This is a genomic window from Gordonia sp. (in: high G+C Gram-positive bacteria), from assembly GCF_047606305.1.
Taxonomy (GTDB): Bacteria; Actinomycetota; Actinomycetes; order Mycobacteriales; family Mycobacteriaceae; genus Gordonia.
On record NZ_JASGER010000036.1, the window covers coordinates 22594 to 44383 of the forward strand.

23 protein-coding genes are annotated in these 21790 nt (G+C 70.0%); 12 read left to right on the forward strand and 11 right to left on the reverse strand.

The window, feature by feature from the left end; translation table 11 throughout:
* The first annotated feature begins 61 nt into the window (after positions 1-61).
* The gene (locus QM634_RS05700; protein WP_415041802.1) at positions 62-1510 is read left to right on the forward strand and encodes an MDR family MFS transporter; all 1449 of its coding nucleotides are present in this window, start codon (positions 62-64) and stop codon (positions 1508-1510) included.
* Positions 1511-1514: 4 nt separating this feature from the next.
* Here the strand turns inward: QM634_RS05700 and QM634_RS05705 are convergent, their stop codons facing one another.
* The 7 genes from QM634_RS05705 to QM634_RS05735 are packed head-to-tail and all read right to left on the reverse strand — an operon-like array spanning position 1515 to position 8727.
* Complete coding sequence (locus tag QM634_RS05705) at positions 1515-2081, reverse strand: nitroreductase family protein (RefSeq protein ID WP_415041803.1); 567 nt, start codon at positions 2079-2081, stop codon at positions 1515-1517.
* Positions 2082-2123: 42 nt separating this feature from the next.
* Positions 2124-3236: a class I SAM-dependent methyltransferase gene (locus QM634_RS05710; RefSeq protein ID WP_415041804.1), complete on the reverse strand. Its 1113-nt coding sequence runs from the start codon at positions 3234-3236 to the stop codon at positions 2124-2126.
* Positions 3237-3246: 10 nt separating this feature from the next.
* Positions 3247-5196, reverse strand: coding sequence for an acetoacetate--CoA ligase (locus QM634_RS05715; RefSeq protein ID WP_415041805.1), 1950 nt, complete (start codon positions 5194-5196; stop codon positions 3247-3249).
* Between the two features lie 39 nt (positions 5197-5235).
* Complete coding sequence (locus QM634_RS05720; RefSeq protein ID WP_415041806.1) at positions 5236-6321, reverse strand: NAD(P)H-dependent flavin oxidoreductase; 1086 nt, start codon at positions 6319-6321, stop codon at positions 5236-5238.
* Entirely contained in the window at positions 6318-7070 is a 753-nt protein-coding gene (locus QM634_RS05725; RefSeq protein WP_415041807.1) for a CoA-transferase subunit beta, read from the reverse strand. Before QM634_RS05725 ends, QM634_RS05720 begins: the two co-directional genes overlap by 4 nt.
* Entirely contained in the window at positions 7067-7957 is an 891-nt protein-coding gene (locus QM634_RS05730; RefSeq protein ID WP_415041808.1) for a CoA transferase subunit A, read from the reverse strand. Before QM634_RS05730 ends, QM634_RS05725 begins: the two co-directional genes overlap by 4 nt.
* Positions 7957-8727, reverse strand: a complete 771-nt coding sequence (locus QM634_RS05735) for an enoyl-CoA hydratase family protein (RefSeq protein WP_415041809.1) — start codon at positions 8725-8727, stop codon at positions 7957-7959. Before QM634_RS05735 ends, QM634_RS05730 begins: the two co-directional genes overlap by 1 nt.
* Before the next feature lie 64 nt (positions 8728-8791).
* Here QM634_RS05735 and QM634_RS05740 point away from each other — a divergent pair, with 64 nt between their 5' ends.
* Positions 8792-9586 carry an SDR family oxidoreductase gene (locus QM634_RS05740; RefSeq protein WP_415041810.1) on the forward strand — a complete coding sequence of 265 codons (795 nt, stop codon included), beginning with the start codon at positions 8792-8794 and terminating at the stop codon, positions 9584-9586.
* Positions 9587-9615: 29 nt separating this feature from the next.
* Positions 9616-10512 carry an SDR family oxidoreductase gene (locus tag QM634_RS05745; protein WP_415041811.1) on the forward strand — a complete coding sequence of 299 codons (897 nt, stop codon included), beginning with the start codon at positions 9616-9618 and terminating at the stop codon, positions 10510-10512.
* 24 nt (positions 10513-10536) lie between these two features.
* On the opposite strand, the gene QM634_RS05750 is transcribed toward QM634_RS05745, so the two are convergent.
* On the reverse strand, positions 10537-11193 hold the full coding sequence (locus tag QM634_RS05750; protein WP_415041812.1) for a GNAT family N-acetyltransferase: 657 nt from the start codon (positions 11191-11193) through the stop codon (positions 10537-10539).
* A 174-nt stretch (positions 11194-11367) separates the two neighbouring features.
* Here QM634_RS05750 and fadD8 point away from each other — a divergent pair, with 174 nt between their 5' ends.
* Positions 11368-12975: a fatty-acid--CoA ligase FadD8 gene (fadD8, locus tag QM634_RS05755; RefSeq protein WP_415041813.1), complete on the forward strand. Its 1608-nt coding sequence runs from the start codon at positions 11368-11370 to the stop codon at positions 12973-12975.
* Position 12976: 1 nt separating this feature from the next.
* On the opposite strand, the gene QM634_RS05760 is transcribed toward fadD8, so the two are convergent.
* Positions 12977-14233 carry a cytochrome P450 gene (locus tag QM634_RS05760; RefSeq protein ID WP_415041814.1) on the reverse strand — a complete coding sequence of 419 codons (1257 nt, stop codon included), beginning with the start codon at positions 14231-14233 and terminating at the stop codon, positions 12977-12979.
* 113 nt (positions 14234-14346) lie between these two features.
* On the opposite strand from QM634_RS05760, the gene QM634_RS05765 reads away from it, so the two are divergent.
* Positions 14347-14946 (forward strand): TetR/AcrR family transcriptional regulator, encoded by a 600-nt coding sequence (locus QM634_RS05765; protein ID WP_415041815.1) that lies wholly within the window; start codon positions 14347-14349, stop codon positions 14944-14946.
* Here the strand turns inward: QM634_RS05765 and QM634_RS05770 are convergent.
* Entirely contained in the window at positions 14943-15425 is a 483-nt protein-coding gene (locus QM634_RS05770) for a nitroreductase family deazaflavin-dependent oxidoreductase (protein ID WP_415041816.1), read from the reverse strand. The two genes, QM634_RS05765 and QM634_RS05770, sit on opposite strands and share 4 nt — an antisense overlap.
* A 7-nt stretch (positions 15426-15432) precedes the next feature.
* On the reverse strand, positions 15433-16596 hold the full coding sequence (locus QM634_RS05775) for a steroid 3-ketoacyl-CoA thiolase (protein WP_415041817.1): 1164 nt from the start codon (positions 16594-16596) through the stop codon (positions 15433-15435).
* A 176-nt stretch (positions 16597-16772) separates the two neighbouring features.
* Between QM634_RS05775 and QM634_RS05780 the strand changes: the two genes are divergently transcribed.
* From QM634_RS05780 to QM634_RS05810, 7 genes are all read left to right on the forward strand, one after another.
* On the forward strand, positions 16773-18035 hold the full coding sequence (locus QM634_RS05780) for a cytochrome P450 (RefSeq protein WP_415041824.1): 1263 nt from the start codon (positions 16773-16775) through the stop codon (positions 18033-18035).
* Positions 18022-18486: a nuclear transport factor 2 family protein gene (locus QM634_RS05785; RefSeq protein WP_415041818.1), complete on the forward strand. Its 465-nt coding sequence runs from the start codon at positions 18022-18024 to the stop codon at positions 18484-18486. Before QM634_RS05780 ends, QM634_RS05785 begins: the two co-directional genes overlap by 14 nt.
* A 67-nt stretch (positions 18487-18553) precedes the next feature.
* Positions 18554-19696: an NAD(P)/FAD-dependent oxidoreductase gene (locus QM634_RS05790; RefSeq protein ID WP_415041819.1), complete on the forward strand. Its 1143-nt coding sequence runs from the start codon at positions 18554-18556 to the stop codon at positions 19694-19696.
* Positions 19696-20592, forward strand: a complete 897-nt coding sequence (gene sigJ, locus QM634_RS05795; RefSeq protein ID WP_415041825.1) for an RNA polymerase sigma factor SigJ — start codon at positions 19696-19698, stop codon at positions 20590-20592. The genes QM634_RS05790 and sigJ overlap by 1 nt, the downstream gene beginning before the upstream one ends.
* 9 nt (positions 20593-20601) lie before the next feature.
* Entirely contained in the window at positions 20602-21051 is a 450-nt protein-coding gene (locus QM634_RS05800) for a flavodoxin family protein (protein ID WP_415041820.1), read from the forward strand.
* Between the two features lie 40 nt (positions 21052-21091).
* A complete protein-coding gene (locus QM634_RS05805; protein ID WP_415041821.1) occupies positions 21092-21583 on the forward strand; it encodes an RNA polymerase sigma factor in 492 nt (163 codons plus the stop codon).
* The coding region (locus tag QM634_RS05810) for a hypothetical protein (protein ID WP_415041822.1) at positions 21580-21790 on the forward strand (211 nt) is incomplete at its 3' end. The genes QM634_RS05805 and QM634_RS05810, both read left to right, overlap by 4 nt.

A 21790-nucleotide genomic window follows, 5' to 3' on the forward strand; every position in this document is an offset into this window, starting at 1 on the left:
TTCGGGACTACCTTGACCGTTGGATACAGAAATGTATCTAACAGATGCGAGGAGAGTGCAGATGACCTCAGCCGAGACCGCCCGGCCCCAGCCGGACTCATTGGGCCGCGAAGAGAAGAAGCTGATCGCGGTGTTCATCATCGGGGTGCTGGCGGTCGTCTTCGACACGACGATCATGAGCATCGCGCTCCACTCGCTCTCGTCCGACCTGAAGGCGCCGGTCTCGACCATCCAGTGGGTGACGACCGGGTATGTGCTCGCCTTGGCCGCGACGGTGCCACTCACCGGCTGGCTGCAGCAGCGGATCGGCGGCAAGCGCGCTTGGATCCTCGCTGTCTCGCTCTTCCTGATCGGCTCGGTGCTGTGCAGTCTCGCGTGGAGTGCGTCGAGCCTGATCGCCTTCCGCGTCGTCCAGGGCATCGGCGGCGGCATCATGATGCCGTTGATGCAGACGCTGCTCATGCAGCGCGCCGGTGGCCGGAACCTGGGCCGCCTGGCCGCGACCGTCGGCCTGCCCGCGATGCTCGGACCGATCCTGGGGCCGGTCGTCGGCGGCGCCATCCTGCACTGGTTCGACTGGCCGTGGTTGTTCTGGGTGAACGTGCCCTTCTGTGTCGTGTCGTTGCTGCTCGCCTGGCGCTGGCTGCCCACCGACGAGCCGCCCGCCGTGCGTCCGCGGCTCGACGTCATCGGCGCGGTCCTGCTGCTTCCCGCGCTCGTCGCCCTCCTGGTCGGCCTGTCGAACTCCGCCGGACACGACGGCTTCGGGGCCCGGGACGCGTGGATCCCGATCCTGGCCGGCGCGCTTCTCCTCGCGGCCTTTGTCGCCTATGCGACGAAGGTCGGCGACCGTGCCCTGGTCGACGTCCGGCTCCTGCGCTACCGGCCGGTCGCCTCGGCGTCGGCGCTGCTGTTCCTCTCCGGTGTCGCCGCATACGGCATCATGCTGCTGCTCCCGCTCTACCTGCAGGAGCTGCGCGGGATGGACGCCCTGGGAGCCGGACTCTTCCTCATCCCGCAGGGCATCGGCATGCTCGGCAGCCGGAGCCTGGCCGGCCGGTTGTCGGACACCATCGGGACGCGTGCTGTCGCGCTCTTCGGGTTCGCCGTCGTCGGCCTGGCGACCATCCCGTTCGCCCTCAGCACCGCCACCACCGACAAGTGGCTGTTGATGGCCGTGCTGGTGGTGCGCGGATTCGGGCTCGGCGCGATCATCATGCCGCTGATGGTCGCGTCGTATCAGGGGTTGCCGGCGGCCGACATCCCGCACTCGAGCATCATCACCCGAACCGCGCAGCAGCTCGGCGGGTCGTTCGGCACGGCGGTGCTCGCCGTCATCCTGCAGTCCGCCCTCCTGACGCGTGGCGCGCACGGCCCGTCCGGGGTCTCCGCCTCGTTCGACATCGCCTTCTGGTGGTCGATCGGCTTCGCCGCCTTGGCGACGGTGCTGGCCTTCACGCTGCCCGGCCGGGTGGCGCCGCCGGCGGAGGCGGCCGGACCGCGGCGGTGATCCCTCAGACGCGCGCCCAGGTGATCTCGTCGAGTGAACGCCGCTCCGGCGTCGACGACGAGTGGCCGTCGGGGGTCAGACGCGGGGTGGGACCGCTGGGCGCGCCGACCGCCGCCATGCTCGTCGCCTCCCAGTGGTCGGCCACGTCGAAGGCGGCTGCCACCGCGTCGCGGTCGAACGCGCGGAATTGATGCACCGACAGGCCCAGTGCGCCCGCCTGAACGGTGAGATGCGCGACGGCCTGTCCCAAGTCGTAGTGGGAGAACTCCGAGTACTCGAGGTCGCCGTCCTCGACGCGGATCTGCGCCAGGTTGACCAGCAGCAGTCCCGCCGCCGGGGCCCAGCGACGGGTGCTGGGTGCCAGGCAGTCGACGAGGGCGTCGTGAACGGCGTCGCCGCGCCGGCCGACGATGAACGACCACGGCTGTGAATTGCCCGCCGACGGCGCGCGCCCGGCGGCTTGCAGCAGCAGGTCCACCGTGGTCTCGTCGATGTCGTGGTGGGGGTCGAATGCCGCGGCACTGAGGCGTTCGGCCAGCACGGGCAGCAGGGTCTCGCGGGCGGCGTCCATGCGTGGATACAACCGGCGACGGCGCGACGGGATTCCCCGCGGTCAGTCGCGGGTCGAGGCGGTGACGGTGAACTTGCGGTTCCGCGCGATCTGACGGGTCGGGCCGACCATTCGCTCCAGCGCGCTGCGATAGCGCAGGTGCGAGTTCCACACGCACCACAGTTCACCGCCGGGCCGCAGCACCCGTCTCGCCTCGGCGAACAGGTGCTCGGCGATCCCCGTGCTGAGGGCCGCGTCGGAGTGGAACGGCGGGTTGAGCAGTACGAGGTCCGTGCCGCCGTCCTCGACGGTCTCCGCCGCATCGGCCCGCACCGCGTCCACCCGGGCGGCCACGCCGTTGGCCTCGACGGTGGCCCGCGCCGACGCCACCGCGAGGGCCGAGCGGTCCGTGGCGAGTACCCGCGAGTCGGGACGGGTGCGTGCGAACCACGCCGCCGCGCTGCCGTTTCCGCACCCGAGGTCCACGACCGTCGTCCCGGCGGCTCCGTCCAGCTGGTCGAGCAGGAACCGCGTCCCGATGTCGATGCCGGTACCGGCGAAGACGCCGCCGTGGGCGGCGATCGTGAGGTCGGGATCGGTGTGGTGCTCGGTTCGCGGCCACGTGGAGAGGGCGTCGGCGGCCGCCTCGACGCGCGGGCCGCGGGCCAGCAGCACCCGTGACTTCTGCCGCGCATGGGTCACGTCGACGCGGTCGAACACCGCGCCCAGCACCTCGTTCATCCGCGGGGTCATGTGCTTGATCCGGCCGCCTGCGACGACCACGACGTCGGGTGCGGCGTGGGCGGCGAGGAGCGCTGCCGCTTCGGCGAGCCGGTCCAACGATCGCGGGAGGCGCATGACGACGAGCCGGGCATCGGCGATGGCGGCAGGACTGAAAGGCATCGAGGTGTAGCCGGACAGTCCGTTGCGCTCGGCGTTCGCCGCCAGTGCGCGCTCCCCGGTCACCAGGTCCTGGTGGACGCGGATCTCACCTGCACCGTCAACGCCGTCGAGGAGCCCCAGGGTGAGTGCCCCGTAGGCATCGTCGAGGACGCAGACCTCACCGCGGGTAAGTGCACCGGTGAACGCCGCCGCCTCGTCGAGGATCAGCCGGTCGGCCGCGTCCACGGCGACCAGCCCGGGTCCCTCGACGTCGGGGTAGCGGCGCAGATCCACGCCGCCGAGCCTAGCGGTCGCGTCGACGTGCGAGTTCGGCGTAGACCGCCAACAGCTCCGGATCGTCGACGGAGGCGGGGTTGGCGACCGCGCCGATGTCGGCCCCCTGCAGCAGCCGCTTGACCGGGATCTCCAACTTCTTGCCGGTCTTGGTGTGCGGGATGCCGGGCACGGCGATCACCTCGTCGGGGACGTGCCGCGCCGAGGCCCGCTCACGGATCCGCGTCTTGATGGTGGCGACCAGGTCGTCGTCGAGGTCGCGGCCGGGTTCGAGTACGACGAACAGCGGCATCCAATAGGAGCCGTCGGGTTGTTCGGCGCCGATGACCAGCGACTCGGCGACGCCGTCGACGGTGTCCACCGCCGCGTAGATGTCGGCGCTGCCCATCCGGACGCCGTGTCGGTTGAGCGTCGAGTCCGAGCGGCCGTGGATGACGACGGTGTCGCGCTCGGTCAGCGTGATCCAGTCGCCCTGGCGCCACGCGTGCGGGTACATCTCGAAGTAGGCGTCCCGGTAACGCTGCCCGTCGGGGTCGTTCCACAGCTTCACCGGCATGCTCGGCAGTGGTTTGGCCAACACGAGTTCGCCGACCGCGCCGACCGGCACCGGATCGCCGTCGGGGTCCCAGGCCTGCACGTCGGCGCCCAGGCAGCGCACCGACAGCTCGCCAGGCCAGACCGGCACCGTCGGCGCGCCCGCGATGAACGCGCTGCAGACGTCGGTGCCGCCCGACAGCGACCAGAGCGGCACGTCGGGCAGTTGCTCGGCCTGCCAGCGGTGCACATCGGGGGACAGGGGCGATCCGGTGGAGCCCATCGACCGGAGCGAGGCGAGCGTGCGGGTGCCGCTGACCGGGCTCACCCCCGCGCTCTGTGAGGCGAGCAGATACCCGGGGCTGGTGCCGAAGAACGTGGCGCCGTGCTCGTGGACGAGGTCCCACATCGCGGCGGCGTCGGGGAAGGTGGGCGAGCCGTCGTAGCAGATCACCGAGGCGCCGACCGCCAATGCGGCGATCTGGGCGTTCCACATCATCCAGCTGGGCGAGGTGTACCAGAACAGCCGGTCGCCGGGCCCCAGGTCCCAGTGCAGCCCGAGCTGCTTGAGCATCTCGACGAGGATCCCGCCGTGGCCGTGGACGAGGCCCTTGGGGATGCCGGTCGTACCGGAGGAGAACAGCACCCACAGCGGGTGGTCGAAGGGGACGCGGACCGGCTCGAAGGCGGCCGGGCGGGCCACGGCCTCGGCCCACGCGGTCCCCAGGCCGTCGGCGGAAAAGCCCAGGCGCCCGATGACGATGGTCAGGTCCACGGTGGGCAGCCCCGCGCGCAGGCGCTCGATGTCGGCGCGGCGGTCGTGTTGCTTGCCGCCGAAGGTGTAGCCGGTCGCGGTGATGAGCACCGTCGGCTCGAGCTGGCCGAAGCGGTCGATCGCGGCGTCGGCGACGTAGTCCTGCCCGACACACGACCAGATCGCGCCGAGCGAGGCGGTGGCGGCGAAGGCGACGATCGTCTCGGCGATGTGCGGCAGATAGCCGACGACCACGTCGCCGCGGCCGACCCCGGCCTGCGCCAGCGTCGCCGCCAGGGCGCCGGCGGCCTCGCGCAGGTCGGCCCGGGTCCACGTCGTCGACGACCCGGACTCGTCGGTTGCGATCACCGCGACGTCACCGGGCTCACCACGGCCCAGCAGATACTCGCCGAAGTTCACCTCGGCACCGTCGAACCAGCGCGCGCCGGGCATTTGTGCGTCGGGGAGCACCTCGGAGTACCCGCTGCTCGCGGCGTCGAGGTCGAAGTAGTCCCACACGGCCGCCCAGAACGACTCGGGTGCGCTCGTCGACCACTCCCACAGCGCGGCGTAGTCGTCCGAGGCGTGCCCGGCCCTCGCCGCGAACTCGGTGATCCGGGCCCGCGCGATGCGCTCGGCGTCGGGGGTCCACAGGGGAGGGGTGTGCGCCATGGGGTGATTATCACCCCAAACCCACTCAGTTACTAGGGATTAACCGAGTTTCTTCAGTGCCGCCAGCCGCGCGTGCGCCTGGGTCATGATCGACTCGATCAGCTCCTCGCACGACGGCAGGTCCTCGATCATGCCGACCACCTGGCCCGACGCGAGCACGCCGGCATCGGTGCGCCCCTCGACGAGGCCGGCCTTGAGCAGCATCGGCGTGTTGCCGGCCATGATGACCTGCTGCCAGGTGCGCTCGCCGGACTTCTTCATGGTCCGGCCGTCGCGCAGCATGGTCGTCCAGCGCATGCCGGTCATCTGCTTGAACTCGTTGGCGTTGCGAGCGGCGGCGGCCAGCGCCTTGACGCTCGAGCCGCTCTCGAGGGCCTCCACCAGCTGGGTCCGCAGCACGCGGTGCGGCATGCCGTCGACCTTCGTCGACACGACCGTGTCACCCAGGCCGCGGGTCAGGTACTCCTGCTTGACCGAGTCCGGCACCGCCGAGTCCGACGTCAGCAGGAAGCGGGTGCCCATCGCCACGCCCTCGGCGCCGTAGGCCAGCGCCGCGACGAGGCCGCGACCGTCGAAGAAGCCTCCGGCGGCGACAACGGGGATCGAGGTCTGCCCTTCCTTGCCCCCGAGGGCGTCGATGACCGACGGCAGCAGCAGTGTCGTGGCGACCGGGCCGGTGTGCCCACCGCCCTCGCCGCCCTGCACGATGACCGCGTCGGCGCCCCACGAGGCGACCTTCACGGCGTGCTTGGCCGCGCCGATCGACGGGATGACCACGACGCCGTTGTCCTTCAGCTTCGCGATCAGCTCGGGCTTGGGCGCCAGCGCGAACGACGCGACCTTCACGCCCTCGCGGATGAGCAGGTCGATCCGCTCGCCGGCATCGGTGGCGTCGGCGCGCAGGTTCACGCCGAAGGGCTTGTCGGTCAGCGACTTGGTCTTGGCGATGGCCGCCTCGAGCTCGTCGTAGGTCATCGTCGCCGAGGCGAGAATGCCCAGACCGCCGGCGTTGGCCGTCGCCGAGGTCAGCGCCGGGCCCGACACCCAGCCCATGCCGGTCTGCACGATCGGGTACTTCACCCCGACCAGCTCGGTGAACCGGGTGGACAGCGTCGGCGCGCTCACGCCTTCACCTCGCGGTCGCGCACACCCTTGGGGTCGAGCACCTCGCGGATGATGCGCAGCTGCTCGTCGGTGGGCGCGGCGGTCTCCGGCGCCTTGTCCAGCCCGACGATCTCGAAGGTCGTGTTCTCGGCGACCTCGGCGGCGGTGACACCCGGGTGCAGCGACAGCGCCTGCATCGTGTGGTCGGGGCCGTTGAAGTCGAAGACGCCCAGGTTGGTGACAACGCGGTGGATGTTCAGGTGGTCGTACGCCGGATTCTTCGGATCGACCTTGTCGAAGCCAACGCCCGAGACGATGTCGACCTGGTCGACGAACACCCGCGAGCTGTGCCGCGCCACCCAGTAGCTCGTCGGGTGGTTGATGGTGTTGCCCGGCGCCCCGCGCACGCCGAACATCTGGCGCTTGGGGTGCTGCAGCGGACCGAAGGCCGACAGGTTCTGGTTGCCGTGGCGGTCGATCTGGTTGGCACCCATCACCACGTGGCGGCGGCCCGACGCGACGACGTCGAAGACCTTCCGGAAGGGCATCCAGCCCTCGATCGGACCGGGCTTGCCGATGGCCGGGGTGTCGGCGAAGATCAGCGCCTCGCCGTCGGTGATCAGCAGGTCGGGCTCGGTGGTCAGGCGGGCCAGGCGGGCGCCCAGCAGCGGCGTCGGCGCCATCGGCGACGCCATGATCTCGCCGGCGCCGGTGAAGATGTCGGCGCAGGCCGCGACGCAGTACTCGGCGCGGGTGATGTCGGTACTCACTTGCTGTCCTCCTGCTCGGTCTGCCACTTGGCGACCTCGGACTGATAGGTCTGCTCGTCGATGTCGAGGAAGCGCGCCTTGAAGGCGGCCCAGGTGTCATCCTCGCCGGCGGCCTCGACGTAGAACCGCTGGAACGCCTCGTCTCGGCCGTAGCCGCCGGCGAAGGTGAAGTGCGCGCCGTTCGGCGCGTGCACGACGCGGTCGACGTTCATCCGGTTGACCAGCAGGCGCTCGCGCTCGACCGAACCGACCAGGTCCTCGGTGGAGACGAGCTCGTCGGTCTCCAGGTAGCGGCGGTCGGCGGCGGCCAGGTAGAGGTCGTCGAAGTACGGGTCGACGCCGGTGTAGGCGGCGTTGCCGTGGCAGTCCGCTCGGTCCAGGTGGACGAATGCGGCGTCCAGGCGCAGGCCCGGCATTGCGATCAGCGTCTGGGTGCGGCCGTCGGCGTCGGCATACGGAGACTCGACGGTCTTGAGCTCGCCCTCCCAGAAGTTGGGGACGTCCGAGCCGAGGCCGGCGCGGATCGGCAGGAACGGCAGGCGCGCCGCGGCGGCCTCCAGGCCGCACTTGACCATGCCCTCGTCCATTTCGCGCACGGTGATCGCGCCGGTGGTGCGCGCCTTGGCGAACCAGGGGTCGTAGAACGGCGCCGAGTCCAGCGACACGAAGCCGTAGTAGGCCTTGGTGACCTTGCCGGCCTCGCACAGCAGGCCGAGGTCGGGGCCGCCGTAGGTGACGACGGTCAGGTCCGTGACGTTCGAGCGGGCCAGCGCGCGCACCAGTGCCATCGGCTTGCGCCGCGAGCCCCAGCCGCCGATCCCGATGGTCATCCCGTCGCGCAGCTCGCCGATCACATCGTCGAGCGATGAGGTCTTGTCGGTTGCCATTACTTCTTCGCCTTCCCGGTCTCGACGAACGCGTCGCGGTGCTCGTCGGCGACGCCCGCCAGATTCAGTTCGTAGGTGTAGCGCTGCTCGAGCAGGTAGCTGTTCTTGACGTCGACCGGGTCGATGCCGTTGATCGCGGCCTTGGCGCGACGGATGACGCGGGTGTCCTTGGTGGTGATCATGCGCGCGACCTCGAGGGCGGCGTCGTCGAGCTCGGCGCGCGGCACGACCTTGTACACCGAGCCGAACTGGTGGAGCTGCTGGGCGGTCGCGTTCTGCGCGGTGTAGTACAGCGTGCGCATCATGTGCTGGGGCATCAGGCGCGCCAGGTGGGTGGCCGCGCCGAGCGCGCCGCGATCGACCTCGGGGAGGCCGAAGACCGCGTCGTCGGAGGCGACGATGCAATCGGCGTTGCCGACCAGGCCGATGCCGCCGCCGACGCAGAAGCCGTTGACCGCGACGATGACCGGGACCGCGCAGTCGTAGACCGCGGAGAAGGCGGCCGCGCAACCCTGGTTCGCAGCGATGAGTGCGTCGAAGCCGCTGGTCTGCTGCATCTCCTTGATGTCGACGCCGGCGTTGAAGCCGCGGCCCTGCGCCCGCAGGATCACCACGTGGGTGGTCTCGTCGGCGCCCGCGGCGGTGATGGTGTCGGCCAATTCGAACCAGGCCGCGCTGGGCAGCGCGTTGACCGGTGGGAAGTCGACGGTGATGGTCACGATGCCGGAGTCATCGGACCCCGCGGCACCGCGAGTGGTCGTGATGGGCACGGGTGCGGCTCCTCATCTCTGGGCAAACCAAGCAAGTGCTTGGTTGTTTGTTAGAGTAGCAGCCATGACACCGACGCGTCTCGCGACGTCAAGCACCGCTGATCTCGGCCTGAAGGGTCGAGTGGTCTTGGTGACCGGCGGTGCCCGAGGGGTCGGTGCGGGAATCGCGACGGTGTTGGACGGGCTCGGCGCGATCCCGATCGTGTGCGCCCGGAACAAGCCGGACGCCGGGAACGGATTCGAGTTCCATTCCTGCGACGTGCGCGACTCCGATGCCGTCGCGGCGATGATCGCCGCGATCGTCGACAAGCACGGTCGACTCGACGGTGTGGTCAACAACGCCGGCGGCTCACCGTTCGCACTCGCCGCCGATGCGTCGGACAACTTCGCCCGCAAGATCGTCGAGCTGAACCTCGTCGCGCCGCTGGTCGTGGCCCGGGCCGCCCACGCGGTGATGGCCGAGCAGGAGGGCGGGGGAGCGATCGTCAACGTCTCCAGCGTGAGCGGCCACCGACCGTCGCCGGGGACCTCGGCGTACGGGGCCGCCAAGGCCGGCCTGGACAATCTGACCGCCAGCCTCGCCGTCGAGTGGGCGCCGGCGGTGCGCCTCAACTCGGTCGTCTGCGGCCCGGTCGAGACCGAGCTGTCGCACATGCACTACGGCGACGAGGACGGGGTGGCCGCCGTGGGGGCGACCATCCCGATGGGCCGCCTGGCCGCGCCCGCCGACATCGGCAACGCCGTCGCCTTCCTGCTGTCCCCGCTCGCCGGGTACATCACCGGATCGACCCTCACCGTGCACGGCGGCGGCGAGAAGCCCGCCTTCCTCGACGCCGGCAACGCCGACAACCGCGTCTGATTCCGAACCATCGACTTCAAGGAGCAACCATGTCCGAGCAGATCAGCACCGACCGCGTCGTCATCGTCACCGGCGCCGGGCAGGGCATCGGCCGCGCCCACGCGCTGGCCTTCGCCGCCGACGGCGCGAGTGTCGTCGTCAACGACTACGCGAAGGAGGCCGCGCAGGCCGTCGCCGACGAGATCGTCGCCGCCGGCGGCAAGGCGGTCGCGAACGGGGCCGACGTCGCCGACTGGGCCGCGGGCGCTGAGCTGGTCAAGACGGCCATCGACGAGTTCGGCGGCCTGGACACCGTCGTGAACAACGCCGGCTTCGTGCGCGACCGCATGCTGGTGTCGCTCTCGGAGGACGAGTGGGACTCGGTCGTGCGCGTGCACCTCAAGGGCCACTTCGTGATCCTGCGCCACGCCGCCGAGTACTGGCGCGCCCAGTCGAAGGCCGGTGCGCAGCGACAGGCACGCGTGGTGAACACGTCGTCGGGCGCCGGACTGTTCGGCTCGGTCGGCCAGGGCAACTACGCCGCCGCCAAGGCGGGCATCGCCGAGCTGACCATCCAGGCGGCCGCCGAGCTCGGCGGCTACGGCATCACCGTCAATGCGATCGCCCCGGCGGCCCGCACCGCCATGACCATGGGCGCCGGCGAGGCGATGGCCGCACAGATGGCCGCCCCCGAGGACGGTTCCTTCGACGCCATGGACCCGGCGAACATCTCGCCCCTGGTCGTGTGGCTCGGTTCGGCGCAGTCCGGCGACGTGTCCGGTCGGGTCTTCGAGGTCGAGGGCGGCGTGATCACCGCGCTCGACGGCTGGCAGCGGGCCGCGACCACGGACAAGGGGGCCCGCTGGGAGCCCGCCGAGGTCGGACCCGCGGTCGCCAAGCTGATCGCCGACTCGCCCGCGCCGGTTCCGGTCTACGGCGCCCGCTAGACCGGAACCGCGCTCGGCCGGGCGTCAGGCGCCGGGCGCCCGCACGACCATCGGCACACCCGGGAAGAGTGCGGCCATCTCCGAACGCGACTTGCGCAGGGTGGCCATGCCGAAGCCCTGCTTGCGGCGGGCGGGGCGGATCCAGATCCGCACGTCGACCTCGCCGTCGGTGAGCTCGCCCATGACCAGGCCGACCTTGGCGTCGCCCTCGACGGCCGTCAGCCACACGGCCTCTTCGTCGTCGACGCGGTCGGCGGCGGCGGACATCTCGTCGTGCAGGGCGCCGGCCGGCTTGCCCGAGCCGTCGCCGGCCGAGCCCTGCTCGGCGGTGCGCTCGGCGAACAGGTCCGCATCGTCGTCGGGGGAGAAGGGGCGCAGTTCGAGGGTGTCGCCGCTGGAGGCGGGGCGCTCGGCGAGGGTGAAGGTCAGCGTCGAGTTCAGGTCCTCGAGCTCGGCCTGGTTGCGGCGGCGCTGATCCTTGGTGAGCTGGTAGAAGGACATGCCCAACACGGCCTCGGCGCCGAGCTTGGACTTGCCGAGCAGGTCGGCGACCGCGTCGACGGCGGCGGCGCGGTTGTCCGCGGCGACGATGGCGTCGAGGACCTCGTGGCGGCGCTCCAGCGCGGTGAGCAGGGCGTCGGTGATGTCGCGGCGGGCGGTGGTCTTGTCCAGATCAGTCATGAGGCCGATGGTAACGCCGTATCCTTGTTACCGGTGCGTCTACTGGTGAGTAGTTTCGCAGCCGAAAAAATGTAACACGTTCTTGATACTCCGGTTACACACGAAACCGCGTGTGAACTGCGTGTTATCCGCTTGTACTTCCCTCAAACTAGAACACGTCCTAATCTGGACGGTATGACGGAAATCGACCTCCTCCGCGGTGACACCCACCTCGGCGACTACCTCGTCGCCGCCCTGCACCGCCACGCGAACCGACCAGTCCTCCAGCTCGGCGACGTCGAGCTGACCGGCGCCGAGATGGCCGCCGCGATCAGCACCTACGTCCAGGCCTTCGAAGCCGTCGGCGCCGGCACCGGGACGGCGGTCGGTCTGCTCGCGTTGAACCGGCCCGAGGTCCTGCTCGTCATCGGCGCCGGGCAGACCCAGGGCTACCGGCGCACCGCACTACACCCGCTCGGCTCGGCCGACGACCACGCCTACGTCCTGAACGACGCGGGCGTCTCGACGATCATCATCGACCCGGTCCCCAAGTTCGTCGAGCGCACCGTCGAGCTCCTGGCGAAGGTGCCCGGCCTCACAAAGGTGTTGACCCTCGGCCCGGTTCCGCCGGAGCTCGCCGAGGTCGGCACCGACCTCATCGCGACGGCGGCGGGGTTCGAGCCCAAGCCGCTCGAGGCCGCCCGCCTCGCCCCCGACCACGTCGTGTCGATCACCTACACCGGCGGCACCACCGGTAAGCCCAAGGGCGTCGTCGGCACCGCTCGCGCGATGTCGACGATGACGCAGATCCAATTGGCCGAGTGGGAGTGGCCCGAGCGCCCGCGCTTCCTGATGTGCACGCCGCTCTCGCACGCCGGCGCGGCCTTCTTCACGCCGACGCTGATGAAGGGCGGCACGATGATCGTGCTCCCGACCTTCGACCCCGCACTGGTCCTCAAGACCATCGAGGAGCAGAAGATCAGCGCCACCATGCTCGTGCCGTCGATGCTCTACGCGCTGATGGACCACCCCGACTCCAAGACCCGCGACCTGTCGTCGCTGGAGACCGTCTACTACGGCGCCTCGCCGATCAACCCGGTGCGTTTGGCCGAGGCCATCGAGCGCTTCGGCCCGATCTTCGCCCAGTACTACGGCCAGTCCGAGGCGCCGATGGTCATCAGCTACCTGCGCCGCGACGAGCACGACCCCGCCCGGCTCGGCAGCTGTGGCCGCCCGTCGGCCTTCCTGCGCACCGCGCTGCTCGACGGCGACGGCAAGCCCGTCGCCCAGGGTGAGCCGGGGGAGATCTGCGTGTCCGGTCCGCTGCTGTCCGGCGGCTACCTGGACCTTCCGGAGCAGACCGCCGAGACCTTCACCGCCGAGGGCTGGATGCACACCGGCGACGTGGCGCGCGAAGACGAGGACGGCTTCTGGTTCATCGTCGACCGCACCAAGGACATGATCGTGTCCGGCGGCTTCAACGTGTTCCCGCGCGAGGTCGAGGACGTCATCGCCGAGAACCCGGCCGTCGCGCAGGTCGGCGTCGTGGGTGCCCCCGACGAGAAGTGGGGTGAGGCGGTCACCGCCGTCGTCGTGCTGCGCCCGGGTGCCGGTGAGAGCGATCAGGCCAAGAGCGTCATCGCCGACGAGATCAAGGCAGCGGTCAAGGACCGCAAGGGCGCCGTGCAGTCGCCCAAGGAGGTCTTGTTCGTCGACGCGCTGCCGCTCACCGCGCTGGGCAAGCCGGACAAGAAGGCGCTGCGCGCCCAGTTCTGGGCCGACAGCGCGCGCAGCGTCGGCTAGATCAGGCCTTGGCCATCGGGCAGCCGTAGTCGACGCCCAGGCCCTTCACGCCGTTGAGCCAGCCCGAGCGCACCCGCCGGATCTCGCTGACCCGGCTGATGTCGGGCATGACGTCGGCGATGGCGTTGAAGATCAGCCCCAACTCCATGCGGGCGAGGTTGGCGCCGATGCAGAAGTGGGCGCCGTTGCCGCCGAAGGCCAGGTGCGGGTTCGGGTCGCGCAGGATGTTGAACGAGAAGGGGTCGTCGAAGACCTCCTCGTCGTAGTTGGCCGAGCTGTAGAACAGTCCGACGCGCTGGCCCTTGGCGATGTCGACGTCGCCGACCCGGGTGTCGGCGGTGGCGGTGCGCTGGAAGGCATGCACCGGCGTCGACCAGCGCAGCACCTCGTCGACCGCGGTCGCCGGGCGGTCCTTCTTGAACAGCTCCCACTGGTCGGGATTGTCGAAGAAGGCGTTCATGCCGTGGCTGGTCGCGTTGCGGGTGGTCTCGTTGCCGGCGGTGATGAGCAGGATGACGAAGAAGCCGAACTCGAGCTCGGTCATCGCCTCGCCGTCCTCGCCGGCCTGCACGAGGGCGGTGACGATGTCGTCGGTCGGGTTCTTCCGGCGCTCCTCGGCCATCTGGTACGCGTAGGCCATCAGCTCGGCGTTCGCGGTGACCGGGTCGAAAGGCTGGTCCGGGTCGTTGTAGTTGATGATCGAGTCGACCAGCTGGTGGATTCGGTGCTGGTCCTCTTCGGGGATGCCCAGCAGGCCCATGATCGCCTTGAGCGGCAGGTGGATGGCGACGTCGTCGACGAAGTCCCCGTTGCCCTTGGCGGCGGCTTCCTCGACGACGCGGCGGGCCGTCTTGGTGAGCTGCTCCTCGAGCGAGTGGACCGCGCGCGGGGTGAACATCCGCGACACGATCTTGCGCAGGCGGGTGTGCTCGGGCGGATCGTGGTTGATCAGCAGCGCCTTGGTGAACTCGAGCTGGTCGGGCTCCATGTACTCGGGCAGGCGGATGATCGCGCCCTTCTCATTCGTCGACCACAGGCCGCTGTCCTTGGAGATGTCGCGGACGTGCTGGTGCTTGGTCACCACCCAGAAGCCCTCGTCGCCGAAGATCTCGCCCATCACCGGCTGCTCGTTCCACCAGACCGGCGCGGTCTTGCGGAGTTGGGCGAACTCGGCGACGGGCATGCCGCGCTCGAGGACGTCGGGGTCGGCGAAGTCGAAGCCCTTGCTGATCGGACAGGCATCGGGGACTGCGGTCATGGGAGATCCTCCGCGTTGGGGTCGGCTGTGGCAGCGGTCACTACACCATACATCAATGAATCGAGTGTATGGTCGCCGATCCGTCGACGGTCGGCTGGGTAGGCTGTGCAGCCATGCGCACCCACGGATGGGGCGGGAACCCGCCCGTCGACGACGAGGAGGCGGTCGCCCGCATCCTCGCCGCCACCCGCGAGTGCATCGACGAGACCGGCCCGGCGACGAGCCTGGCCGACGTCGCCCGGCAGCTCGGCGTGACCCGGCAGACCGTGTACCGGTACTTCCCGAGCACCGGGGACCTGCTGGCGGCGACGGCGATGGGGGCGGTCGGCGGGCTGCTCGACAGGGTGGCCGCCGAGCTCGCCGACTACACGAGGCCCGACGAGGCCGTGGTCAAAGGGCTGGTGGTCGTGATGAGCGCGCTGGCCAACGACGACTACGTCGGCCTGGTCCTGCGCGGCGACCAACTGAGCCTGCCGGTGGTCGGCGACTTCACGTCGGAGGTCGGGCAGGGGTTCGCCCGGGAGATGATGGGCCGCATGGCCGTCGACTGGCCGTCGTGGGGGCTGGGCGAGCGCCAACTCGCCGACATCTCCGAGATCATCCTGCGCACGCTCCAGTCACTCGTCCTCGACGACGGCAAGCGCGATCGCGCGGACCTCGCCGCCTTCCTCGACCGGTGGGCGGGCGCGGCGATCCGCGAGATGAGCAGCTAGCCGCGGGGCTCGCAGATCACGACCGGGATCTCCCGCTCGGTCCACGCGTCGTAGGTCTCGAAGTCGGCGTAGAGCGCGACCAGGCGCGGCCACAGCTGCGCCTTCTCCGCCGGCGACGCCGTGCGCGCCGTCAGCTCGTGTTTGTCGCCGCCGACCTCGATGGTGACATGCGGATTCGCCTGCAGGTTGAGGTACCACGCGGGGTGCTTGGGCAGCCCGCCCTGCGAGGCGACGACGACGAAACGGTCGCCGTCGGCCAGGTAGATCAGCGGCGCTGTCCGCGGCTGCCCGGATTTGCGGCCGATGGTCGTGAGCAGGCACACCGGGGCGGGCTTGCGCAGCCCGGCCCCGATCCGCCACGTGCCGCCCACCCGACCGCCGGTGAGGCGGTACAGGCGGGTGTTGAACCGCGAGCCGACCTTGATCAGCTTCGCGACGACCGGGGAGTCGAGCTGGTCCGGCCGCTTGTCGCCGTCCATGGCGCCGTCAGATCCGCTCGATGATGGTGCCGGTGGACAGGGCCCCGCCGGCGCACATCGTGATGAGCGCGGTCTCGCCGTCGCGGCGCTCCAGCTCGTGCAGCGCGGTGGTGATCAGGCGCGAGCCGGTCGAGCCGACCGGGTGGCCCAGCGCGATGGCGCCGCCGTTGACGTTGACCTTGTCCATGTCGGCCTTGTGGACCTGGGCCCAGCTCAGCACGACCGAGGCGAAGGCCTCGTTGATCTCGACCAGGTCGATGTCGGACAGCTTCATGCCCGACTTGGCCAGCACGCGCGCGGTCGACTGCACCGGGCCGTCGAGGTGGTAGTACGGCTCGGCGCCGACGAGGGCCTGCGCCTTGATGCGCGCCCGGGGCTTGAGGCCCAGGGCCTTGGCCTTGTCCTCGTCCATCAGCAGGACCGCGGCGGCGCCGTCGGAGATCTGCGACGAGGTGCCGGCGGTGTGCTTGCCGCCCTCGATGACGGGCTTGAGCGCCGCGAGTGACTCGAGCGTGGTGTCGCGCAGGCCCTGGTCCTTGTTCACGGTGAGCTTGTTCCCGGTCAGCTCGCCCTCCTTGGTGCGCTCGGGGGCGATGACCTCGAGGACCTCGCGGTCGAAACGACCCTCGTCCCAGGCCTGCTTGGCGAGCTGCTGGCTGCGCAGACCGAAGGCGTCGAGGTCCTCGCGGGTGATGCCGCGCAGGTCGGCGATGCGCTCGGCGGCGTCGAACTGGTTGGGCATGTCGATGTCCCACGACTCGGGGCGGCGCGGGCCGGCGCTCTCCACGACGTTCGCCCCCAGCGGCACGTGGCTCATGGCCTCGATGCCGCAGGCGACACCGACGTCGATGGCGTCGGCGGCGATCAGGCCCGCGATGAGGTGGTTGGCCTGCTGGGCCGAGCCGCACTGACAGTCGACCGTCGTGGCACCGGTCTGCCACGGGAGTCCCGCGTGCAGCCACGCGGTGCGCGTCACGTTGTTGCCCTGTTCGCCGACCTGCATGACGCAGCCGCCGATGACCTGCTCGACCAATGCGGGGTCGATCCCGGCGCGTTCGATGACGCCCTTCTGTGCCGCGCCGAGGATTTCTGCAGCGTGCAGACCCGACAACCAGCCGTTGCGCTTGCCGATCGGCGTCCGAGCGGCTTCCACGATTACCGGAACACCCATGTCCGTCTCACTTCCCTTGGAGGATTCTCAGGTTCAAAACTAGAACAAGTTCTTGTTTGGTGTCTATGCAGTGTGGCAGAGTGATCACTGTCATAAATTGAAACACGTTCTCGTTCGGTCGCAGCCCGGCAGAACAGTTTGGAAGAGGTGCAGACGTGACCCAGGCGAACGACACCATGGTCTCGCAGGGCGACGCCGCAGGGCAGTGCCCGTTCATGAAGGAGAAGGGTTGGGACTTCACGAGTCCCGACCTGCTGGAGCAGGGCATCCCGATGGAGGAGTTCGCCTGCCTGCGCAAGACCGCGCCGGTGTGGTTCAACGCCCAGGAGCCCGGCAAGGGCGGCGGCTTCCACGACGCGGGCTACTGGGTCGTGTCCAAGCACGCCGACATCCGCGACATCTCGAAGAACTCCGAGGACTGGTCGACCAACGCCAACGGCGTGATCATGCGCTTCGAGGACGACATGCCGCCGGAGGCGATGGACGTCACCAAGGCGCTGCTGATCAACAAGGACGCCCCCGAGCACACCCGTCTGCGCAAGGTCGTCGCGAAGGCCTTCACCCCGCGCGCCGTGCAGGCGCTCGAGGAGAAGCTCGACGACGCGGCCCGCAAGATCGTCAAGGAGGCGTCCGAGAAGGGCAAGGGCGACTTCGTCCACGACGTCGCGGTCGGCCTTCCCCTGATGGCCATCGCCGACCTGCTCGGTGTGCCGCAGGAAGACCGCATGAAGCTCTTCGACTGGTCGAACTCGATGATGAACGCCGACGACCCGGAGTTCACCACCCCGCCGGACCAGGCGTCCGCCGAGATCCTCGGCTACGGCTACAACATGGCCGACGAGCGCCGCAAGTGCCCGGCCGACGACATCGTCACCACGCTGATCACCGCCGACATCGACGGCCACTCGCTCGATGAGACCGAGTTCGGCTTCTTCTTCATCCTGCTGACGGTCGCCGGCAACGAGACCACCCGCAATGCGATCAGCCACGGCATGAACGCCTTCATGGACAACCCCGACCAGTGGGAGCTGTTCAAGAAGGAGCGCCCGGCGACCGCGGTCGACGAGATCGTCCGGTGGGCGACGCCGGTCAACTGCTTCCAGCGGACCGCGCTGCGCGACACCGAGATCCGCGGTGTGCCGATCAACAAGGGCGACCGCGTCGGCATGTTCTACGGCTCGGCCAACTACGACGAAGAGGTCTTCGAGGATCCCTTCACCTTCAACATCCTGCGCGACCCGAACCCGCACGTCGGCTTCGGCGGCAACGGCGCCCACTTCTGCGTCGGCGCCAACCTCGCCCGCATGGAGATCGGCCTGATGTTCAACGCGCTGGCCGACCTGGTCCCCGACATCACCAAGCTGGAGCAGCCGCGTCGTCTGCGCCACGGCTGGATCAACGCGATCAAGGAGCTGCAGGTCGACTATGGCACCAAGTGATGCCGTCGCCGGTGAGCAGCTGCCGCCGTACCTGAACATCGACCGGGAGAACGCCCCCGGCGTCGTCGTCGGGCGCAAGTCCCGCGAGGCCGTCGAGAAGCGGGACAAGCAGGCGTGGCTGGACAACTTCGCCGAGGACGGGATCGTCGAGGATCCGGTCGGACCGTCGATGTTCGACGAGGAGGGTGTCGGCCATCGCGGCCGCGACGCCCTGTCGAACTTCTGGGACATCACGATCGCGACCACCGAGAAGATCGAGTTCGTCTTCGACGAGGGCACGATCTGCGGCAACGAGGTGGCCTACATCGGCAAGATCGTCACGCACATCGCCGGACACATCTCCGAGGCGAAGGGCGTCTTCACCTACGCCGCCGACGAGAACGGCAAGCTGAAGTCGCTGCGCGCGTTCTGGGAGGTCGCCAAGACCATGGAGAGCCTCCGCCCGGCCTAGTTGTCACAAATCACCCTTCCCCGGTGTCTCGGGGTTTGACAGACTCGAGACACCAAGGAGCGAACGCATGGGTGACAAGCAACGGGTAGTGGTCCTCGGCGGTGGATACGCCGGCACCACGACGGCCAATCGACTCGCGAGGTCCTTCGACGTCGTCCTGGTCAACGAGCGCGACCGGTTCGTCGAACGCATCCGGCTGCACCAGTGGGCCGCGGGCACCGGCGGGGCCGCGCGCGACTTCTCAACGATGCTCGCACCGGGCGTCCGGCTGTTCGTCGACACCGCGACGGCGATCGACGCACCCGGCCGAACGGTCGCGCTGGCCTCGGGCGCGGCCCTGCCCTACGACTACCTGGTCTACGCCCTCGGCAGCGGTGCACCCGATGCGACGATCCCCGGTGCCGCCGAGCACGGCCACCGACTCGAGGACTGGGAGTCCGCCGACGCCCTGCGGGAACGGCTCGCGGCCGGGCCGCGGACGATCACGGTGGTGGGTGCCGGCCTCACCGGGGTGGAGGCGGCGGCCGAATTCGGCGAGCAGGGCCACCGGGTCACGCTGCTGTCCGACGGCGAGATCGCCCCCAGCATCTCCGACAAGGGTCGGGCCACCACTCGCGACACCCTCGCCCGCCTCGGCGTCGAGGTCCGTGAGAACGCCGAGGTGGTGGCGATCGGTCCCGAATCGGTACGCCTCGCCGACGGGGTCGAAGTCCCCGCCGAGGTCACCGTGGTCACCGCCGGATTCGCCTACCCCGACCTCGCCCGGCGCAGCGGGCTGACCGTCGACGACGACGGGCGGCTGCGCACCGACGCCGCCCTGGTCAGCGTCGGCGACGACCGCATCGTCGGAACCGGGGATGCGGTGGCGCCCAGCGGCGTGCTGCTGCGCAACAGCTGCCAGGCCGCCATCCCACTCGGCTCGAAGGCCGCGGCCGCGGTCCTCGCGCTCGCCTCGGGCAAGCAGCCGAAACCGGTGGACCAGGGGTTCGTCGCACAATGCCTGAGCCTGGGCCGCGGTGCGGCGACGCTGCAGTTGACCAGCCGCGACGACACACCCAACCGAGCAGTGGTGGGCGGGCGCACCGCCGCGCTGGTGAAGGAGACCATCTGCCGCACCACGATCATCGGGGTGCGCCACCCGCGGCTGTTCCGGTGGGTCAAGGGCGGACCGACCCAGGCGTCGCGGGTTGCCGCGACGGCGGGGCGGTGATGGACGAGACGGGCGAGCACGCCACGGTCTTCGCCGAGTTCCGGCCGCTGCTGTTCACCATCGCCTACGAGATCCTCGGCTCGGCGGCCGATGCCGACGACGTGCTGCAGGAGAGTTATCTGCGCTGGGCCGGCGTCGACCTCGCCACCGTCGAGAACCCGCGGGCGTATCTCGCCCGCGTGGTGACCAGGCAGGCGCTCAACGCCGCGCGGGCGGCCACTCGTCGACGCGAGGAGTACGTCGGCCCGTGGTTGCCCGAGCCGATCCTGCTCGACGAGAACGATCCCGCCGACGACGTGGTCCTGGCCGAGTCGGTGTCCACGGCGATGCTCGTCGTCCTGGAGACGCTGCGGCCGCAGGAGCGCGCGGTGTTTCTCCTGCGCGAGGTGTTCGGCTTCGGCTACGACGAGATCGCCGGCATCGTCGGCACGTCGGTCGACGCCGTGCGGCAGACCGCGCATCGGGCGCGCGGGCACGTGCAGGCCAGGCGGCCGCTCTACGACGCGGCCGATGCCGCGAAGGCGCAGGAGGTGGTCGACGCCTTCCAGCTCGCGGCGGTCACCGGCGACATGGACGCGCTGCTGGCGCTGCTCGCGCCGGATGCGGTCTACACCGCGGACAGCGACGGCAAGGCGAGCGCCGCCAAGCGGCCGATCGTCGGCGCCGACGCGATCGCACGGATCCTGCTCGGCTTCGTGCGCATCGGGATGAAGAAGGACATGGCCACGCGCACCCTCCGGGCCAACGGGATGCCGGGCTTCGCGGTGACGATGACCGACGATCCGGGCGGTGTGTTCTGGTTCCACGTCGTCGACGGGACGATCGCCCACATCTACGCCATGCGCAACCCCGACAAGCTCGGCGGCCTCGTCGAGCCGCGCACCATCGCCCGATAGGAGGGGCTCATGTCCACTGCTCTGCTCGTCTGCGTTTCCGTCTCCCACGGCAACACCCGGAGGGTCGCCGAGGCCATGGCGCCGGTACTCGGCGCGCGGGTCGTCGAGCCCGAGGACATCACCGCCGACGACCTGGTCGGCTGCGACCTCGTCGGGTTCGGCTCGGGGATTTACAACCAGCGCGTCCACCCCCGGCTGCGCGACTTCGTCGCCGCCCTCCCCGACGAGTCGATGACCGGGCGGGCCTTCGTCTTCGGCACCAGCGGCTTTCCGCCGCTGACCACCAAGCCGTTGCACCGGCGACTGCGGCGGGCCGGGTTCACCGTCGACGGGGAGTTCTTCTGCCGCGGCTATGACACCTCGCCGCCCTTCGGGTGGTTCGGCGGTGCCAAGCGCGAACGCCCGAACGGGTCCGATCTCGAGTCGGCACGGGAGTTTGCCCGCACGCTGATCGCCTAGCGGCGTTACAGTTTCGCCGTCCGGCGCGAAGGGGTGATGGATGGACGGTGGATTCGAGGGTGTTTACCGCGAGCACGTGACGCCGCTGTGGCGCTACGTGCGTCTGCGCGTGCCCTCGGACGCCGACGCCGAGGACGTGATCAGCGAGGTGTTCGTGGCGGCGATGAAATCGTGGGACCGGTACGACCCGGCTGCGGGCACCGTCGGTGCCTGGCTGACCGGCATCGCGCGGCACAACGTCGCGGGCTGGTGGCGCCGCAACGGACGGGAGATCCCGTCGGAACACGTCGGGTCCGACCGCGTCGAACCCGGCGACGGACCGGAGACCGCCGCGCTGCGCCGGATCGCCGACGACGAGGTGCGCGCACACCTGTCGGTCCTGACCGAGCGCGAGCGGGACGCCGTGGCACTCCGATTCGGTGCGCGATTGTCGTCACCGGAGATCGGTGCGGCACTGGGCATCTCGGCGCCGGCCGCGCGGATGCTGGTCTACCGCGCCGTGGCGAAGCTGCGGAAGGAGGTCGTGGCGTGAGTACGCACTCCGACGATCAGCGGGCCGCCGACGCTCTCGACGTCGCCATCGCCGACGCGCTCGCCGGTGATCGCACCGACCCCGTCCTGGGGCGGGTGGTCGACGCTTTCGCGGTGGAACCGCCCCCCGACGCGACGGCCCGTATCGCGCGGCGGCTCGCCGCCGCCTCCCCGCGCCCCGCGACGCCGCGCCGGCATCGGCCGCCCC

What these genes read in the sequence shown, in the direction of transcription:
- QM634_RS05700 (WP_415041802.1), top strand. Translation starts at nt 62, where the DNA reads ATGACCTCAGCCGAGACCGCCCGGCCCCAGCCGGACTCATTGGGCCGC.
- sigJ (WP_415041825.1), top strand. Translation starts at nt 19,696, where the DNA reads ATGGACGAGACGGGCGAGCACGCCACGGTCTTCGCCGAGTTCCGGCCG.
- QM634_RS05745 (WP_415041811.1), top strand. Translation starts at nt 9,616, where the DNA reads ATGTCCGAGCAGATCAGCACCGACCGCGTCGTCATCGTCACCGGCGCC.
- QM634_RS05740 (WP_415041810.1), top strand. Translation starts at nt 8,792, where the DNA reads ATGACACCGACGCGTCTCGCGACGTCAAGCACCGCTGATCTCGGCCTG.
- QM634_RS05800 (WP_415041820.1), top strand. Translation starts at nt 20,602, where the DNA reads ATGTCCACTGCTCTGCTCGTCTGCGTTTCCGTCTCCCACGGCAACACC.
- QM634_RS05805 (WP_415041821.1), top strand. Translation starts at nt 21,092, where the DNA reads ATGGACGGTGGATTCGAGGGTGTTTACCGCGAGCACGTGACGCCGCTG.
- QM634_RS05780 (WP_415041824.1), top strand. Translation starts at nt 16,773, where the DNA reads ATGGTCTCGCAGGGCGACGCCGCAGGGCAGTGCCCGTTCATGAAGGAG.
- QM634_RS05775 (WP_415041817.1), bottom strand. Translation starts at nt 16,596, where the DNA reads ATGGGTGTTCCGGTAATCGTGGAAGCCGCTCGGACGCCGATCGGCAAG.
- QM634_RS05765 (WP_415041815.1), top strand. Translation starts at nt 14,347, where the DNA reads ATGCGCACCCACGGATGGGGCGGGAACCCGCCCGTCGACGACGAGGAG.
- QM634_RS05760 (WP_415041814.1), bottom strand. Translation starts at nt 14,233, where the DNA reads ATGACCGCAGTCCCCGATGCCTGTCCGATCAGCAAGGGCTTCGACTTC.
- QM634_RS05770 (WP_415041816.1), bottom strand. Translation starts at nt 15,425, where the DNA reads ATGGACGGCGACAAGCGGCCGGACCAGCTCGACTCCCCGGTCGTCGCG.
- QM634_RS05790 (WP_415041819.1), top strand. Translation starts at nt 18,554, where the DNA reads ATGGGTGACAAGCAACGGGTAGTGGTCCTCGGCGGTGGATACGCCGGC.
- QM634_RS05705 (WP_415041803.1), bottom strand. Translation starts at nt 2,081, where the DNA reads ATGGACGCCGCCCGCGAGACCCTGCTGCCCGTGCTGGCCGAACGCCTC.
- QM634_RS05730 (WP_415041808.1), bottom strand. Translation starts at nt 7,957, where the DNA reads ATGGCAACCGACAAGACCTCATCGCTCGACGATGTGATCGGCGAGCTG.
- fadD8 (WP_415041813.1), top strand. Translation starts at nt 11,368, where the DNA reads ATGACGGAAATCGACCTCCTCCGCGGTGACACCCACCTCGGCGACTAC.
- QM634_RS05715 (WP_415041805.1), bottom strand. Translation starts at nt 5,196, where the DNA reads ATGGCGCACACCCCTCCCCTGTGGACCCCCGACGCCGAGCGCATCGCG.
- QM634_RS05750 (WP_415041812.1), bottom strand. Translation starts at nt 11,193, where the DNA reads ATGACTGATCTGGACAAGACCACCGCCCGCCGCGACATCACCGACGCC.
- QM634_RS05785 (WP_415041818.1), top strand. Translation starts at nt 18,022, where the DNA reads ATGGCACCAAGTGATGCCGTCGCCGGTGAGCAGCTGCCGCCGTACCTG.